The following is a 16159-nucleotide window of genomic DNA, read 5'->3' as shown; positions in this document are numbered from 1 at the left end:
ATAGTACTAAATGTAGTTATTTTCCTTAAACCACGTAAATGCGCCGGTAACAGCTGCTTCTACGGGGGTGTAACTGAGTTGCAGTTCCCGCTCTGATTTCTTGCCGGAATAGTAATTGTCCAGGCATAGCATATAAGCCGTGGTATAATTTAATTTGCCGGAGATGCCTGGCAGGGAACCTATGATACCCGCTGCTTTCAGGATAAAGGCAGGTATCGGAATGAGCAGCTGCCGCTTACCGGAAATCTTTTTCAACAGCCGGAAGAATTCTGCATAGCTGAGGTTCTGACCGGCCAGCAGGTAGCAGTCGCCCGTTTTGCCTTTTTCAATAGCGTTGATAATACCGCGGCATACATCTTTGATATGCACAAAGTTTTTGCCTCCCGGCGGATAGAACAGCAGCCGGTGTTTTAGTCCGTACAGGATCAGTTTACCGGAGCTGGGCTTCACATCATGCGGCCCTATCATAAAGGTGGGGTTTACCACGATGCCCGGGAGTTGCCTGCTGGCCACCTGTTCAAGCACGTATTGCTGCGCGAGGTACTTGGTGTTGATGTAGCCGGAGTTGGCGTTGAACAGGGTAAAGCCATTCAGTTCGTTACCCGGACTGTTTTTATCGCCCGGCCCGATGGTGTTGGCGGTGCTGACATAAATGAATTTCTGTACCCGGTGCTCGAGGCAGGCCGCGGTAATATACCTGGTGGCGGTAAAGTTGGTATGTTCATATTCGGCAAACGAAACGCCCCATTGTGCGGTAATACAGGCGGCATGGATCACAATGTCACAGCCCTTCACGGCTTCATGTACATCGTCGTTGTTGCTGATACTCCCGTAAAAGATTTCACAGGGAATGTCCTCGATGCCTTTCATATCGGCCGAAGGCCGGATTAAAATTTTTATGTCAAACCCCATGCGATATAGTTCCCGTGTTAAATTGGAACCCAGGAAGCCGTTGGCGCCGGTGATCAGTACTTTTTTCATGAATTTTTTTTAGACAGATAAACTATAGGGGATCTCTTTTTTCACTTCCCTGGATACGATCCTCATCCTGAAGGAGAGTGGCAGCAACTGCATCAGTATGTGATTGAGCTTATTCATCCACCCGGGTATGATCACCGGGTGTCCGGCAAGCGTTCCTCTCAGCGCAATGTCTGCAATGTCGGGGGTAGACAACAGGCCCATCTTTCCTTTCAATCCCTGGCTGATGATCCGCCGCGACGTGTGCGAGTTGGTCATAATAGGGCCGGGGTATACTACGCTCACGGATACACTGGTGTCTGCCAGTTCTTCTTTTAGTCCAAGAAAGAAAGACGAGATAAATGCCTTGGATGCCGGGTACACCGTTTTATAGGCAATGGGCGTGAAAGCAGCCATACTGGCAATGTTCATGATATAGCTCTGCGGATGTTTCAGCAGGTGCGGGATCAGCAGGTGGGTAAGTAAAACGGTGCTTCTTACATTGAGCATCATGATTTCGTCTATCCGTTCCAGTGAGGTATGGGTGATGGAAGAGGTGCCGCCGATGCCCGCATTATTAATGAGGAAATTAATGGGATAGTCGCGGGTAATAAGCTGCAGTTGCTGCTTCAGTACATCGCTGTCGGACAGGTCAAATTCAAACACTTTTACGCAGATGCGGTATTCCAGTTCCAGGTTCTCCGCCATGGATTGGAGGCGGCTGCCCGGCAGGGCAATGAGAATGATGTTCATGCCTTTCCTGGCGCATTGAATGGCGAATTCTTTGCCCAAACCGGAGCTGGCGCCGGTGATGAGCGTGTATTTATTGTCTGGCATATGTTTTATTTTCAAGCAGGCTTTTAAATTTTGTCATTGTTTTGAACAGGTTATCATGAATGATGGGATCGGATACCCAGCGGGGAATTTTCCTGCTACGGTCGGTGGTGACCATATAAGTGATCCGCAGCTGCCCGTCCCCCGAAGACGCCATGATCCATTTTCCCCGCGTGCCGGTAATCCGTGTTGTTTTATTGTATAGAGGGAAGCGATGATCCGTGATACTTTCAAATACCACTTCTGCAGCGTCGCTGGAAATTTCCTGGTAGCGGTAAAGCAGGCAGCAGTCCTGGTCGTCGACCGGCCACGGAATATCATATTTAATATAAGTGATCCAGTGGCGGGGATCGGGTGCTGCCGCGATGCGATATTCGCTGGCATTGGTATTCCATTCGCGGCCATGGGCCTGGTCTTTGAAAAGTCCGATCACCGCCGGTACGGCGCATTTCACCAGGAAGACGGCTTTGATCTCCCTTACATTTTCACCATCTGCGCCGGGTATCCACCTTTCATACAACGAAATGGCATTATCCTGTTTTACCAGCTTAAATTCACTGGTATCACCAAATAATGACCGGACGAACATCATACTGCTGATCACTAAAACGGAGAGGTGTTGCATACATCATCATTTACAGCAAATATGCCACTGGTAAATGGACTGGCCATTGATTACCTGTTGAACTGTAGGATTAAGTCGTTGACCTGTAACTAAACCGGGAATCTGAATAATGGAGAAATATTTATATATTATTTTATGGAGAAGTACTGGCGATATTTTATTATTTTGTCCGCCGGCGCCCTGGTTAAGACAGGGCACGCCTAAAAATCAGCTTTGAACATGAAAAAATACCTGCTGGCTATCGCCATTGTATTAACTGCTATTCCCGTTGCCGCGCAGCAAATCTGCCCGGTGATTCCTTTGCCGGTAAAAGCAGGGAAAGGTCATGGCGCATTTGAAATCAGCGCACAATCCGTTATCAGCTGGGAAGACACTTCCCTGGTTCAACTGGGCACCTGGCTGCAGCAGGAACTGCTCCGCCGTTATCATATCAAAGTACCGCTGCAAAGGAAATCAGGCAGTACCGTTATCCTGCTGAAAAAAATAACCGGTACTAACATCGATGCATATACGCTTACTATGAATAAGCAAGCGGCTACTATTTCCGCAGGTGCACGGGAAGGGGTGTTTAATGGCATCATCAGCCTGTTGCAGCTTACTGCACAGGCGCCGGCACCGGGGAAAGTGTTACAGGTGCCTTGCTGGAACATCGCGGATGCTCCGCAATACGCCTGGCGCGGCGTAATGCTGGATGAGTCGCGGTATTTTTTTGGTAAAGAGAAGGTGAAGTCCATGCTCGACTGGATGGCTTTTTATAAGCTGAACCGCTTTCACTGGCATTTGACTGACATGCCCGGATGGCGGCTGGAAATTAAAAAGTATCCTTTGCTCACCACCGTTGGCGGTATCGGCAACATCGCCGACCCCAAAGCGCCGGCAGCCTATTACACGCAGGACGATATCCGGGAAATAGTGGCCTATGCCAAAGCGCGTTGCATCGATATTATTCCGGAAATAGATATGCCGGGGCATGCCGGCGCCGCCAACAGGGCTTACCCTGCATTCGACGGCGGCGGTACTGCAAAGTACCCGCAGTTCACCTTCAACCCCGGCAGGGAAGGCACTTACTCGTACCTGGCGGATATACTAACGGAAACGGCTCAACTGTTTCCCGCGCAGCTCATTCACCTCGGCGGCGACGAAGTTACCTTTGGCAATGCGGGCTGGGACCAGGATACCGGCATCATCCGGTTAAAGCAGGCCCACGGCCTGAAAGACCGCAAACAGGTAGAGGACTATTTTATTCAACGCATGGCCGACACCGTTTTGCAGTTGCATAATAAAGTAATGGCCTGGGATGAAATAGCCACGGCGTCCCTGCCTGCCGACAGCACCATCGTATGCTGGTGGCGCCATGATAAACCGGAAAACCTGGCCATGGCATTTCAGAAAGGATACTCCGTAGTGTTATGCCCGCGACTGCCGTTTTATTTCGACTTTGTACAGGACAGCACCCACAAAATCGGGCGCCGATGGAAAGATGGTGAATTCAATCCCTTGGAAGCAGTGTATAATTTCTCGGCCGCCGCCATTCCGGCCACACAGGGGCATGAATCCCTCATACTCGGTGTGCAGGCCTGCCTGTGGTCAGAAACCATCCATAGCAACAACCGGCTCGATTTTCTGCTTTTTCCCCGCATTGCGGCGCTGGCGGAAACTGCCTGGACGTCAGCCCCGGCAAAGGACTTTAATGGCTTTAAAACCCGTTTAAAAGCGCAGCTGCCGCTATATGCAAAGGAGCATCTCTATTACTTTGATATCTTCCAGCCGGGCAGGCACCAGGAGTCGGGTAAAGCGGCCGCCAACTATATCGACTGATGTGTCGGTTTTGTTCTATTTCCGGAAAGGGAAGGGAGGTAATATTGCATGGGATTAAAAATACCCGGAACATCATGAAGAATTTTGTACTGGCGCTTGCCACTATCACCACGGCCCTGGTAGCGGGTTTGTTCTATGCGTTTGCTGTTTCCGTTAATGTCGCTTTTGCGCAATTACCGGATGCCGCTTATATAACGGCTACCCGGGCCATCAACGTTGCCATTGTGAACCCTGCCTTCCTGGTATGTTTTTTAGGCGCACCGGTGTTATTGCCGCTGGCCACCTGGCTCAGCGCCCGACCGGTTTTTACCCGCCGCAGCTGGTACCTGCTGGCTGGGACCGTGGTATTTGTGGTTGGCTCATTTGGGGTAACAGTACTCGCCAATATTCCGCTCAATGACAAGCTGGCGGCCTTCCAGGTAAACGGGGCTTCGGCGGAGCAACTGCACAGCATGCGGACGGCATTTGCCATGCCGTGGAATAACTGGCACATTGTGCGCACCCTGGCAGGCATTATAGCCCTGGTATTGCTGGTAATGGCGTGTTTGCAACGCGACACCAAAAGGGAATCACTCAAAGCTTAAATGCTTTTTGTAAATTTAGGATCATGCATTACCAGACAATTCCACCACCGCCTCATCTTGCGCACGTCATCCGGTTCTTCTGGGTGCTGGAAGGAGAGGTGGGTTACACGCATTACAATATGGCGGATGCGTGCGTAGAGCTGGTGTTTCATTATCATGGGCTGTTCGGCGAAATAGCAGATAACGGCCATACAGATACATCGTTTACCGCCGGTGTGCAGGGCGTTACACACATCCTGCGGAAGTATACTGTTGATACAGGCTTCGGTATTTTTGGCGTATATTTTTACCCACAGGCTGTTCCATTACTATTTAATATTTCCGCGGCCGATCTGACTAATACGGCCGCCGAATTAAGGTACCTGCTGAAAGGCGAAGGTACCATCCTCGAAGAAAAAATCATGCTGGCGAAAAATAACAGGGAGCGTTGTGAGATCCTTTGCCGGTTTACGGAGCAGCGGCTGGCAGCCAGCCGTGTGGCGGATTTACCGGTGTTTGCCGCGATCAGGGATATCATTCATCACAAGCTCTCCATGAATATACGGTCCCTTTCACAGGCATACTATTTGTCGGAACGGCAGTTTGAGCGACAGTTCAAACAGTATGCAGGACTATCACCCAAATTGTTTTCACGGATTGTCCGTTTCCAGTCGGCCACCGCCTTTTATAACCGGCAGGTAATGAGCCTTGGACGCCTGGCACTGGAATGCGGGTATTATGATCAGTCGCATTTTATCAGCGACTTCCGCGCATTTTCAGGCATGCATCCCAAACAGTATTTCTCCGGCCGCTCCGGGGCCACCGACTGGCGCGATTAACAAGAATGTCGGTTTCTTCCAATTTTATCAGGGCATACTGTTGCAATTTTGTGCAAGAGACGTTTAACCTTAAAATAAAAATGTTATGAAATTACCAGAAAAACATCAGCAGGTAATGCCCTATCTGATCCTGAAAAATGCAGAAGGCTTTTTCGATTTTACCGGCAAAGTATTTGGGGCAAAAGAAAACCACCGGACCTACCGGGAAGGCAGCAAAGAGCTGATGCATGGCGAAATCAGCATCGGCGGCAGCGTCATTATGTTTGGCCAGTCAAATGACAATTGGGGCGCCGACAACGCAGGACTGTTCATTTACGTGGAAGATGCCGACGCCACTTTTAAAAAGGCCCTGGCCGAAGGCGCTACAGAAGTAATGCCCGTAACACAACAATCCTACGGCAAGTCCGGCGGCGTAAGAGATCCGTTTGGAAATACATGGTGGATTACAACCCCTTAACGCGGAGGTTGTCTTACTCAGGATTACGCTGATTATACTGATTACTTTGATTTTTACTTTTTGATTTTATAAAGGATTAAGGGAGATAGAAGCGGATATATTCGCTCTTATCTCCCTTAATTATTAATCTAAAAATCTAAAAAAAATCAAAAAGTAAAAATCAAAGTAATCAGTATAATCAGCGTAATCAGTGAGAAAGACAAAACTCGCTCTATTCCCAATACTTCTCGCCTTTCTTCATTTTCTCCAGCGTGGTCTCGTAGTTTTTCTTTTCGTCGCCACTGGCTTTGTTCAGGGCTTTTTCTTCCCATGCGAGGGCGTCTTCTTTTTTACCGGATTTATACAGCAGGTTAGCGTAAGTGTCCATGAATGCAGGTACTTCGTTGTCTTTGAAAGAGCGTTTGCTCCATTCCAGCGCCTGTTCTATGCATTGCATATCGTTGCATTTTTCGAAGATGGTCCAGGCATATTCATTCAATGCCTGTGGATCTGCTTTGTGGCCATATTTTTTCATATAGGCAACAATGTTAGCCACGGCGTTATCGGCATCTTTTACGTAGCTGAAGTATTGTACTTTTGTTTTCAGGAGCAGTTCTTCCGCGAAAGCAGGATATTTTTTGGTCAGGCTGCTTTCAAGGGTAGCCCAGTCGGGTTTGCTGCCGTCTTTCTTCATCAGCTCGGGGTATACTTCTTCCTGTGCTACAATGCCCATTACTTTTTCCTCGGCCTTACCGGCGCCCAGTACTTTATTTACTTTATCGGCATGGTGCAGGAACATATCAAATCCTACATCTTTACTGCTATTGGTAAATTTGGCGATGAATTGGAGGTTTACAGGTGTGTAAAGATCTTTTTGCTTGGCAAGATATTCTTTGGAAATAAGAGACGCATTTTCCTGGTCATATTTATTCAGTGCCAGCAGTGCCATCTCGCGGAGGAAAGCGGTATCCTTTTTTCCTTTTTTATAAAGGTCCAGCTGTGTGTAATACTGTGTGGCCGGGTTCAGGGAAGCAGCGCATCTTTCAATGAACTGGTCTGCTTCGGCGCCGCCTATCTGGCGGTCAACGATATGGCCGTCGGGTGCAAACACCAGGAAGGTAGGATAGGCACGGATGGCATAGTCCTTTTCTATTTGTTTGGCGGCAGCATACCAGCTTTTTACTTCTTCATTGTCTTTGTCCGTTTGATCCATCTGTACCTTTACGCTGATGTATTTATCATTCATAAAGCTGCCTACTTTTTCCTGCGGGAAAATATTGGCCGACATAAACTTGCAGGGACCACACCAGGTAGTGAAGCAGTCCATAAAGATGTATTTGTTTTCAGCTTTGGCTTTGGCCTGCACATCGGCCCAGCTGCTGCCATGCTCGAAATGAATGCCTTTGTCCTGCGCTGCCGCCAGCAATGGCAACAGGAAGGCGAGGAGGAGTAATTTTTTCATAATGCTGTTTGTTGGTTTTGATTAGTAGGCTCTAATTTAATGCAGTTCAGGAACAAAACCGGGAGGGATGCCAATTAATTTAACAGGATAAGTTGGTGTAACGGTACTAATTGCACAAAAAAAGCTGTCCGGTGGGACGGCCTTTTTTGTGCAATTAGTACTTAACCTGGTGGATGTTATTTGAGGGAAAAAAGATGGTTTCCGTCCACGAAAACCCAATATGGTGAACATTCGGCATCCAGTTGCAAAATTTCGTATTTATCTTTAGCACATTCGTACCTGTTTTTCTGAGTTCGGTTAAATTATACTAACTTGTTGTAGCTAAAAACATTAGCCATGCCGGTAAAACATTTTGTACAGCCGATAGACCTCACGCATCCGAAGCAACTACAACGCCTGGTGGAGAACAGGCGGGTCTATAACCTGAATAGCTGTGAACTGAATATATTTGAAAGTTATCAGCAGGATTACCGGGTGCCCCTTACTTTCGGAGATTTCGTTATTACCAGCATGGTGCAGGGAAAAAAGATCATGCATCTTTTCGATCAGCCCTCCTTTGAATACCAGCCCGGGGAAACCGTGATTGTACCAGCCAACGAAACCATGGTGATCGACTTCCCTGAAGCCTCTGCAGAAAACCCGACACAGTGTATTGCGCTGTCGGTGGATGAAACCTATATCCGCAGCACCCTGCAATATCTCAACGAATACTATAACAGCCAGTATGCCGATAAAAACGACTGGCGGCTGCAATTCAACCAGTATCACTTTAATAATGATGCAGATCTCACAGACCTGATCAATAAGTTAGTCCGCATCTGCCGCAGCACCGATCTTTCCAGGAATATTTACGCCGATCTCAGTATAAAAGAACTGCTGGTCCGCATCCTGCAAAGCCAGCACCTGCAGCTGGTGGCAGATGAAAAGGATACCAACAGTAACAGCAGCAGGCTTCATTTTGTGCTGCATTATATCAATGAGCACCTTACTGAAAATATTTCAGTAGATACGCTTTGCCGGAAGGCTTACCTGAGCCGCAATGTCTTCTTCAAATGGTTTAAAGACCAGTTTGGAATTACGCCCCTGCAATATATAAACAGGGAAAGGCTGAAGCTGGCGAAGCAGTTGCTGGCAGACCGCAACAACAGCGTGAGCCAGGTGAGTATGCTTTGTGGTTTTAATGATACCAATTACTTTATCCGGCTTTTCAGGAATGCGGAAGGAGTTACCCCCGGCACCTACCAGCTGATCTGCTCCCGCTGATATTTTCTTTTATAAAGATATTGTTCCCCTCCTGGTCAGGAGAAAGCTTTATGCGTACTGCCAGCGGATAAAAAAATGCGGGGGGAAACGATCCCCCCGCTAAAAAGTATTAATAGAAAACAGGTGGCGGATTCAATGTGAGGTTTTGCTGCTGATGCCAGTAAGGATAAATGGTAGGTATGTCACTTGCGGCATCCAGCTTTTTAAGCTGGCCGGTAGTGAGGTTCCAGCCGGTGGCGCCAAGGTTTTGAATCAGCTGTTCTTCATTACGGGCGCCGATAATAATACTGGACACCGTGGGGCGTTGCAGCAGCCAGTTCAGGGAGATCTGCGCCACCGTTTTGCCCGTTTCGGCAGCTATTTCATCCAACGCATCGATGATGTTGTAAAAGACATCTTCCTTCACCACGGCCTCGGGTACAGGGCTGCCTCCCTGCGCTATGCGGCCATGCTGTGGCGGCGGACTATTACGGCGGTATTTACCTCCCAGTCTGCCTGCCGCCAGCGGCGACCAAACAATTGCGCCCACTTTCTGGTCCAGGCCCAGCGGCATCAGCTCCCATTCATATTCACGGTTGGCCAGTGAATAATATACCTGGTGCGCCACATAGCGGTTCCACCCGTATTTCTCCGCGATGGCCTGCGATTTCATCAGATGCCAGCCGGAGAAGTTGGAGGCGGCAATGTAGCGTACCTTGCCGCTTTGCACGAGATCATCCAGCGTACGCATGGTTTCTTCCACGGGTGTGTTGCCATCGAACCCATGCATGTGATAAATATCGATATAGTCTGTTTGCAGCCGCTTCAAACTTCCTTCTATCTGCCGCAGCAGATGAAACCGCGAAGAACCCTGGTTATTGGGACCCTTTCCGAAAGGGAAAGTGGCTTTGGTGGAAATCAGCAACTGATCCCGCTTGCCGGCAATGGCTTTCCCAAGAATTTCTTCGGAAAGACCGTCGGAGTAAATATCGGCAGTATCGAAGAGGTTTACGCCTGCATCCAAACAAAGATTCACCATGCGGGTAGCTTCATCTGCCAGCGTGCTGCCCCAGGCTTTAAAGAAATCATTGCCGCCGCCAAAAGTGGCAGTACCGAAACTCAGCACCGGTACCTGTAAACCGGATGCGCCTAATTGTCTGTATTCCATCAGATGAATTTTGTTATAAAAGTATAAAGATCGGGAAAAAGCCGCAGGCTTTATTTGTATTTTCAGCAGTACTTCTTATATTTGCGTAACTGATTACGTAATTTATTACAATATGGAATTCTTCAACAAAACAGGCAAGGTAGCGCTCGGAAGCAGGCTGCGTATGCTCACAGAAAAGATCACAGAAGACGCCGCAAAGATTTACCAGTTGTATAACATCGACATGCAACCGAAGTGGTTCCCGGTATTTTATGTATTATCCGTAGGAGAGGAGAAAACAATTACGGCCATTGCAAAAGAAATTGGCCATTCCCATCCCTCGGTAAGTAAAATTATCGGCGAAATGGGGAAGAAGGGACTGGTGGTAGAAAAAAAAGATAAGACAGATGGCCGGCGTAATATTGTTAGTCTTACTAAAAAAGGACTGGACATCACCCTTAAAATACAGGACCAGCTTACAGACGTGAACACCGCTATTGAAGCCATTTCTGCCCAAACCACACACGACTTGTGGAAAGCAATGGAAGAATGGGAGTACCTGCTGGAACAGCAGTCGCTGCTCAGCCGCGTAGTGGAAGCACATAAAAAAAGAGAAGCAGGTAAAGTAACGATCGTGGATTACCAGCCCAAATATAAAGCGGCTTTCAAAGCATTGAATGAAGAATGGATCTCCAGGTGGTTTAAACTGGAAGCAGCAGACCATAAATCACTCGATCACCCGGAAGAAAATATACTTAAAAAGAACGGTCATATTTTCGTTGCGCTTTACAACGATGAACCGGTAGGGGTTTGTGCATTAATAAAAATGGACGACCCGGACTACGATTATGAATTGGCTAAAATGGCGGTATCTCCCAAAGCCCAGGGAAAAAGCATTGGGTGGCTGTTGGGGCAGGCTATCATTGCGAAAGCAATATCACTCGGCGCCCGGAACATTTACCTCGAAAGTAACACCATCCTGAAACCGGCTATCAGCCTGTATAATAAGCTGGGATTTAAAAAGATTGCCGGCAGGGCAACGCCATACGAACGTTGCAATATCCAGATGGAGCTGATATTACCCGCCTGATTTAACCGGCAGAGGATTGGAGTTTATAAAAATGGAAATGTATATTAGCGCTTCGGATGCATGCGCAAACCATCATTCCACGTTATAAATAAAATTTAAAAACTCTGATCATGATATCACCTGACTCCCTGGAACAGGAAGCCTTAGAAACCGCTAAAAATACCGCGTCCATACCCGCAAAATTCACGGAGAATAAATATGTCATCACCCTCATATTCGTGACTTCCCTGTTCATGTGCTGGGGGATTGCATTAACCATGGGCGATGTACTGAATAAACATTTCCAGAATGTACTTGGATTATCCAAATCCCAATCCGGCCTGGTACAGTTTTCTATTTTCGGCGCCTACGCGCTGATGGGCATCCCGGCAGGGTTGTTTATTAAAAAGATGGGATATAAAAACGGCGTGTTACTGGGGCTCACCCTGTATGCCCTGGGTGCCTTTCTCTTTGTGCCTGCAGCCAATGCCGCCTCGTTTGGTATTTTCCGCATTGCCCTTTTTGTACTGGCCTGCGGGATGGCTACACTGGAAACAGTGGCGCATCCTTTCATGGCTGCTTTGGGAGATCAGCGCACCAGTGATCAGCGTATCAATTTTGCACAGTCGTTTAATGCGGTAGGCGCCATAGTAGGACCAACGCTTGGTTCCTACTTCCTCCTCAGCGCAGGCCACGATGCAGGCAGCGAATTGCTGTCTGTAAAACAATTATACATTTATATCGGGGCAGTGATCGCAGCCATCGCTATTGCATTTGCCATGGTAAAAGTACCGGCGCTCACCGATCCGCACGATGGCCCTTCAAATGCAGGTGGCGTGGCTGGTGTCCGCAAAAAATTATTCCAGCAGAAACATTTTGTGTTCGCTGTGGTGGCACAGTTCTTTAACGTAGCCGCACAGGCAGGTACCTGGGCCTTCTTCATTAACTACGGACATGAAGTGATGGGCTTCTCTGATCAGAAAGCGGGTTACTTTATGACGGTGTTTATGGGTATGATGCTGGCCGGAAGGTTTGTTGGCACGGCACTGATGCGTTACATCGCGCCCAATAAACTGCTCGCTGCTTTCGCACTCGGCAACATCCTCATGTGTATCCTGGTGGCGCAGGGCTGGGGCTGGACCTCCTTTATCGCCTTGCTGATGATCAACTTCTTCTTCAGCATCATGTATCCTACTATTTTCAGTCTTGGTTTAAAAGACCTGGGCCCGCAAACACAACAGGCTTCTTCTTTCATCGTAATGGGAATGTTTGGCGGCGCCATATTTCCTTTTATCATGGGGCGTATTGCAGACACAAATATCGCTACTGCCTACTACCTGCCTATCATATGCTACGTGGTTATTTTTCTGTTTGGATATAAATTATATAAGCTCAGGTAACGGATATCCGTTACCGTTATACATTACCGGGCTGCTGGTTATTCAGCAGCCCTTCTTTTTGCCCGTAAGTGCGATTATTGTTCTGCTTTCATATAATCAAACGCTCCTTTTCTCAGGTTAATATTATACTCGAGGTAAGCCTTCAAACAGGCAAGAAAATTAGCCCAGCCTTCCGTATTGCCTTTCAGCCATTTAATTCCTTCTTCATTATTTTCCATACTGCCTTCAGTAACCTTTACCAGGGTGGTATGCCCAAATCTTTCGGAAAACAGGATGTCTACCTGCAGCTGATGGTCTTTGACCCCTTCCCACTGGAAGGAGATGAGCGCGTCCTTTTTCACCTGCAATACACTTACAGGAACAACCGTATCAAACTCCGGGAATTTCCAGATCACCTGCTTTCCTTCTTCCATGGGACCTGAGCCGGTGGCGATAAAATAGTTGGACATTTTCAGCGGGTCAATAACAGCATCAAAAACTTCGGAGATGGGTTTTGAGATCTGTATTGTTGCGTTGGTTTGTAATGGTGCCATAAGCTGCGGTTTTGAGTGAAGAAATGGATAATAAAGTTACAAAAAAGAGACCATCCGGGCCGGGTTGCGGCGTTGCAGCCCGCTACGGTAGCCGGTTGCTGAGATAGCCTGTAATGCGCCTCCCTCCCTTGTACTGCATTGCCCCCTTTGCCGCGGCCTCATCCCAAAATCCAATCCACGCAAATGGGTGCTTTTTTCGTAATATTAGTTTGTCCAATTTAGCTTTTTGGACCAATCTTCAACGTCAGGTAACATCATAATATAATTCCGGGCTTTGTCTGTAGAACATGGTAATATTTGCAAACTGGTTGTTGTATCCGCACTGAATAACCATTACTACGCTTAAATATTAGATCATCAATCTTTTATTCACTTTAAAAATTAACATTTATGTCAAATGCTTTAACTTCCTGCGTCACTATCCCGGGAAAGTCTAAGATTAATTCCTGTTTTCAGGATGTTCAGAATGATACCTTGAAGTGGGTACAGCAATTTGATATTGCCCCAAAATTTAAACCCCTTAGTTGGTACTCCAAAGCCCGTTTCGGGTTCCAGGCAGCCAGGGAATACCCTGATGCCACCTATGCCCAGGTAAGTCTCGCCGGAGATTTGCTGTCCTGGCTCTTCACAGTAGACGACAGCTGCGACCGCGGCTCTGCCGACGCAGCAACTGCATTGGAAATGAGACGTCAGCTGGAAATATTCATCGCTATCCTTAATGATGAATATATTGAGGACGATAATGGTCTTAGTATGGCCCTGAAAGATATCCTGCATCGTTTCAGTGCCATCAGCAGCCCCTTCTTATACCGCAGATACTGCATGCACATGACCGACTATCTCAATGAATGTTTCTTTGAGATCGATATGCAGATAGATGGACTCATGCCGTCCATCGACCGGTATTATAAAGAACGGCCCTACACAGGATTCTATATCATGTTTCCATTGGTAGCCATTTTTGAAAAACTGAACCTGTCGGATGAAGTATATGATCACAGTATTATCCGCGAAATAGAACTCATCTTAAATCTGCTCGGTTGCCTTTCCAATGATTTACATTCTATTGTCCGTGAAGCAAAACTGGAGAAGCCGGGGTTTAACCTGATCTTTATCGCCCAAAAAGAACTAGACCTGGGCAGGGACGAAGCGGTGCAATATGTAATCAATGAACACAAAGCGCACCTGCTCCGGTTTGAACAACTCCGTGCGCAACTTCCCTATTGGGGCAGGGCCGTTAATGAGCAGGTAGACCGCTACATACAGGGCTTATATACCATCGTAAGAGGTTACGACGACTGGGCCGTGATTGATACCGGCCGCTATGAAAATATATGATGAGGCAGATACTTTGCTAATTCGAGATGTAGGTCGCTGATGAAAACCGGTTTCGTTATGAAACCGCAGGCGCCTGTCGCTAACATCTCATCTTTCAAAAAGGCATCTCCTGAAATGATCAGTACGGGGATGCCTTTTAATTCAGGATCATTTTTTATGTACTGCAACAAGTCCCTGCCATCAAAGCCCGGCATATTCAGATCAGAAATAACCAGGTTGGGCTTTTCTGTATGGATAACATCGGTCACAGACGCATGATCCTTACATAACACGGGGTCTATTCCCATTTCCTTCAGGAATTTGATCAGCAATTCAGCGCTCAGCAGGTCATCTTCAATGATCACCACTTTCCCGCCTATAAAGCAGCCATTCATAAATTTAGGAGGTAGCTGTTGCCTGGTTTTTCCCACGCCTGTTTCATAAGGGATATTGAAGGTAATGGTAGTGGTAAAAGGAGAGGAGGGATCAATAGGGGCCAGCGCAATTTGTCCGCCGAAAAGACTGATCAGGTGCTTGGTAATAGACAGGCCCAACCCGGTGCCTTCAAACTGTTCGCGTTTTGATACAAACCTGTCGAACATTTTGCCGGCAATGTCCGGATCTACCACCCCCTGGTTGGTTACCTTAAAAATGATCTGGTCCGCATCTTTCGTACAACTTAGATGGATCAGGGAGTTACCGCTGGCAAACTTTACCGCATTCGAGAGGATATTATTCAGGATCTTGGTTAATAAAAGAGGGTCGCTGTTAATGGGCTCACCCAGCTGCCTGTCAAACGCCATCTCAATTTTTATCCCCCTGGATGCTGCCAGGTAGCTATTCACCGCTATACAATGGGATATACAGTCTTTTAAACTGATGGCCTCCTTCATAACGGAATAAAAATTTCCCGATTCAATCCTCGACATTTCCAGCACATGATTAATGACATTGCGGGCCAGGTAACAGGAGGCAAACAATTGGTTAATTTCCTTTCTTTCGGCCATGGAGTATTTGGACTTCCGCAATTCAAACAACTGGCCGATAGAAAAAATGGCATTCATCGGCGTACGGATCTCGTGAAATACCTCCCGTAAAAAAATGCTTTTCCTTTCAGATGCCTCCCGGAGCTGCTGCGCAGAAGCAATCAAACTCCTGATCTGCGCCACATAAGACATCATAACGCATAATATAAATACCAGCAGCGCCACGGTGGTCGACCACTTCATGGTTAATGATACGTCAGGCGAAAGCTGTATCGGCTGGATGAAGTTATAATGGGAATTGGCCACCATCCACGCGGCAAATACCACCGTTGCGGCTATACAGCCCAGCAGCGCCCCGCTTCTTTTGTACAGGAAAAAGGCAGAACTTAAATGGAATATAATGATGGTATTGAATGCCAGCAGTAGCTCCAGGGAAATACTTGACCCCAGTACGGTAGACCAGTAAGCAATAAAGATAGCATTGGTACTCAGCATGAGTAAGTTGGCATTAAAATATTGCCGGACCTGGTTTAACCGGATAACTGCCAGAAAACTAAGCGTCTCCAGCGGAATCCCGATTAAAAAGAACACCGAATTCTTAAGAAAATAAAAATAACTGCCAACCCCGACAACCAGCGCGCTTAACACAATGGCCATCGCGTTGATGATAATAACAGGACGTTTTTCTTCCGCTTTATCAAAATGCTGGGTTCCGGCAAAAACAGGTTTGATGAGTGTGGCTGTAATGGTAGCAGCTGTAGGATAGATACCAGTTCTCATGTATAGTTATTTAGAGGATTAGGCAGTAGATTTCTTTGGGTTAAGGTAAATCTAGCCAGATATGCATCGGAATGAGTTAATTGAATGTTAATATAAGCATATTTTTTTTTGAAAAAAAGAATATCATGTTATATAAAGTGAAAATATGTTT

Annotated in this window: 15 protein-coding genes; 8 read left to right on the top strand and 7 right to left on the bottom strand. The window is 47.2% G+C overall.

Going from position 1 to position 16159, the window contains the following annotated elements:
• Positions 1-6: 6 nt before the first annotated feature.
• The 3 genes from QFZ48_RS30775 to QFZ48_RS30765 are packed head-to-tail and all read right to left on the bottom strand — an operon-like array spanning position 7 to position 2416.
• Positions 7-981 (bottom strand): NAD-dependent epimerase/dehydratase family protein, encoded by a 975-nt coding sequence (locus QFZ48_RS30775; RefSeq protein ID WP_429046888.1) that lies wholly within the window; start codon positions 979-981, stop codon positions 7-9.
• A 9-nt stretch (positions 982-990) separates the two neighbouring features.
• Positions 991-1794, bottom strand: a complete 804-nt coding sequence (locus QFZ48_RS30770) for an SDR family NAD(P)-dependent oxidoreductase (protein WP_429065295.1) — start codon at positions 1792-1794, stop codon at positions 991-993.
• Positions 1781-2416: an START domain-containing protein gene (locus QFZ48_RS30765; protein WP_429065293.1), complete on the bottom strand. Its 636-nt coding sequence runs from the start codon at positions 2414-2416 to the stop codon at positions 1781-1783. The genes QFZ48_RS30770 and QFZ48_RS30765 overlap by 14 nt, the downstream gene beginning before the upstream one ends.
• Before the next feature lie 219 nt (positions 2417-2635).
• On the opposite strand from QFZ48_RS30765, the gene QFZ48_RS30760 reads away from it, so the two are divergent.
• From QFZ48_RS30760 to QFZ48_RS30745, 4 genes are all read left to right on the top strand, one after another.
• Positions 2636-4234 (top strand): beta-N-acetylhexosaminidase, encoded by a 1599-nt coding sequence (locus QFZ48_RS30760; RefSeq protein WP_429065291.1) that lies wholly within the window; start codon positions 2636-2638, stop codon positions 4232-4234.
• Positions 4235-4308: 74 nt separating this feature from the next.
• Positions 4309-4818 (top strand): DUF1772 domain-containing protein, encoded by a 510-nt coding sequence (locus tag QFZ48_RS30755; protein WP_429046892.1) that lies wholly within the window; start codon positions 4309-4311, stop codon positions 4816-4818.
• Positions 4819-4841: 23 nt separating this feature from the next.
• Positions 4842-5636 (top strand): DUF6597 domain-containing transcriptional factor, encoded by a 795-nt coding sequence (locus QFZ48_RS30750; RefSeq protein ID WP_429065289.1) that lies wholly within the window; start codon positions 4842-4844, stop codon positions 5634-5636.
• An 85-nt stretch (positions 5637-5721) separates the two neighbouring features.
• A complete protein-coding gene (locus QFZ48_RS30745; RefSeq protein ID WP_429046894.1) occupies positions 5722-6093 on the top strand; it encodes a VOC family protein in 372 nt (123 codons plus the stop codon).
• 211 nt (positions 6094-6304) lie between these two features.
• On the opposite strand, the gene QFZ48_RS30740 is transcribed toward QFZ48_RS30745, so the two are convergent.
• Positions 6305-7534, bottom strand: a complete 1230-nt coding sequence (locus QFZ48_RS30740) for a DUF255 domain-containing protein (RefSeq protein ID WP_429065288.1) — start codon at positions 7532-7534, stop codon at positions 6305-6307.
• Between the two features lie 336 nt (positions 7535-7870).
• Between QFZ48_RS30740 and QFZ48_RS30735 the strand changes: the two genes are divergently transcribed.
• Entirely contained in the window at positions 7871-8797 is a 927-nt protein-coding gene (locus QFZ48_RS30735; RefSeq protein ID WP_429065286.1) for an AraC family transcriptional regulator, read from the top strand.
• Positions 8798-8906: 109 nt separating this feature from the next.
• On the opposite strand, the gene QFZ48_RS30730 is transcribed toward QFZ48_RS30735, so the two are convergent.
• The gene (locus tag QFZ48_RS30730) at positions 8907-9944 is read right to left on the bottom strand and encodes an aldo/keto reductase (RefSeq protein WP_429046897.1); all 1038 of its coding nucleotides are present in this window, start codon (positions 9942-9944) and stop codon (positions 8907-8909) included.
• Positions 9945-10056: 112 nt separating this feature from the next.
• On the opposite strand from QFZ48_RS30730, the gene QFZ48_RS30725 reads away from it, so the two are divergent.
• Both QFZ48_RS30725 and fucP read left to right on the top strand, forming a co-directional pair.
• Positions 10057-11013, top strand: coding sequence for a bifunctional helix-turn-helix transcriptional regulator/GNAT family N-acetyltransferase (locus tag QFZ48_RS30725; RefSeq protein WP_429046899.1), 957 nt, complete (start codon positions 10057-10059; stop codon positions 11011-11013).
• A gap of 110 nt (positions 11014-11123) precedes the next feature.
• Positions 11124-12392, top strand: coding sequence for an L-fucose:H+ symporter permease (fucP, locus tag QFZ48_RS30720; RefSeq protein ID WP_429065285.1), 1269 nt, complete (start codon positions 11124-11126; stop codon positions 12390-12392).
• A 74-nt stretch (positions 12393-12466) separates the two neighbouring features.
• Here fucP and QFZ48_RS30715 read toward each other — a convergent pair whose 3' ends face one another.
• Positions 12467-12925, bottom strand: coding sequence for an SRPBCC domain-containing protein (locus QFZ48_RS30715; protein WP_429065284.1), 459 nt, complete (start codon positions 12923-12925; stop codon positions 12467-12469).
• A gap of 390 nt (positions 12926-13315) precedes the next feature.
• Between QFZ48_RS30715 and QFZ48_RS30710 the strand changes: the two genes are divergently transcribed.
• Complete coding sequence (locus QFZ48_RS30710; RefSeq protein WP_429065283.1) at positions 13316-14263, top strand: terpene synthase family protein; 948 nt, start codon at positions 13316-13318, stop codon at positions 14261-14263.
• On the opposite strand, the gene QFZ48_RS30705 is transcribed toward QFZ48_RS30710, so the two are convergent.
• A complete protein-coding gene (locus QFZ48_RS30705) occupies positions 14248-16008 on the bottom strand; it encodes a hybrid sensor histidine kinase/response regulator (protein WP_429065282.1) in 1761 nt (586 codons plus the stop codon). The two genes, QFZ48_RS30710 and QFZ48_RS30705, sit on opposite strands and share 16 nt — an antisense overlap.
• Positions 16009-16159: the final 151 nt, after the last annotated feature.

Origin of the sequence: Chitinophaga sp. W2I13, from assembly GCF_050434005.1 — a bacterium.
GTDB lineage: Bacteria > Bacteroidota > Bacteroidia > Chitinophagales > Chitinophagaceae > Chitinophaga.
This window is presented reverse-complemented; position numbering and strand designations above follow the sequence as displayed.

What these genes read in the sequence shown, in the direction of transcription:
- QFZ48_RS30775 (WP_429046888.1), bottom strand. Translation starts at nt 981, where the DNA reads ATGAAAAAAGTACTGATCACCGGCGCCAACGGCTTCCTGGGTTCCAAT.
- QFZ48_RS30770 (WP_429065295.1), bottom strand. Translation starts at nt 1,794, where the DNA reads ATGCCAGACAATAAATACACGCTCATCACCGGCGCCAGCTCCGGTTTG.
- QFZ48_RS30765 (WP_429065293.1), bottom strand. Translation starts at nt 2,416, where the DNA reads ATGCAACACCTCTCCGTTTTAGTGATCAGCAGTATGATGTTCGTCCGG.
- QFZ48_RS30760 (WP_429065291.1), top strand. Translation starts at nt 2,636, where the DNA reads ATGAAAAAATACCTGCTGGCTATCGCCATTGTATTAACTGCTATTCCC.
- QFZ48_RS30755 (WP_429046892.1), top strand. Translation starts at nt 4,309, where the DNA reads ATGAAGAATTTTGTACTGGCGCTTGCCACTATCACCACGGCCCTGGTA.
- QFZ48_RS30750 (WP_429065289.1), top strand. Translation starts at nt 4,842, where the DNA reads ATGCATTACCAGACAATTCCACCACCGCCTCATCTTGCGCACGTCATC.
- QFZ48_RS30745 (WP_429046894.1), top strand. Translation starts at nt 5,722, where the DNA reads ATGAAATTACCAGAAAAACATCAGCAGGTAATGCCCTATCTGATCCTG.
- QFZ48_RS30740 (WP_429065288.1), bottom strand. Translation starts at nt 7,534, where the DNA reads ATGAAAAAATTACTCCTCCTCGCCTTCCTGTTGCCATTGCTGGCGGCA.
- QFZ48_RS30735 (WP_429065286.1), top strand. Translation starts at nt 7,871, where the DNA reads ATGCCGGTAAAACATTTTGTACAGCCGATAGACCTCACGCATCCGAAG.
- QFZ48_RS30730 (WP_429046897.1), bottom strand. Translation starts at nt 9,944, where the DNA reads ATGGAATACAGACAATTAGGCGCATCCGGTTTACAGGTACCGGTGCTG.
- QFZ48_RS30725 (WP_429046899.1), top strand. Translation starts at nt 10,057, where the DNA reads ATGGAATTCTTCAACAAAACAGGCAAGGTAGCGCTCGGAAGCAGGCTG.
- fucP (WP_429065285.1), top strand. Translation starts at nt 11,124, where the DNA reads ATGATATCACCTGACTCCCTGGAACAGGAAGCCTTAGAAACCGCTAAA.
- QFZ48_RS30715 (WP_429065284.1), bottom strand. Translation starts at nt 12,925, where the DNA reads ATGGCACCATTACAAACCAACGCAACAATACAGATCTCAAAACCCATC.
- QFZ48_RS30710 (WP_429065283.1), top strand. Translation starts at nt 13,316, where the DNA reads ATGTCAAATGCTTTAACTTCCTGCGTCACTATCCCGGGAAAGTCTAAG.
- QFZ48_RS30705 (WP_429065282.1), bottom strand. Translation starts at nt 16,008, where the DNA reads ATGAGAACTGGTATCTATCCTACAGCTGCTACCATTACAGCCACACTC.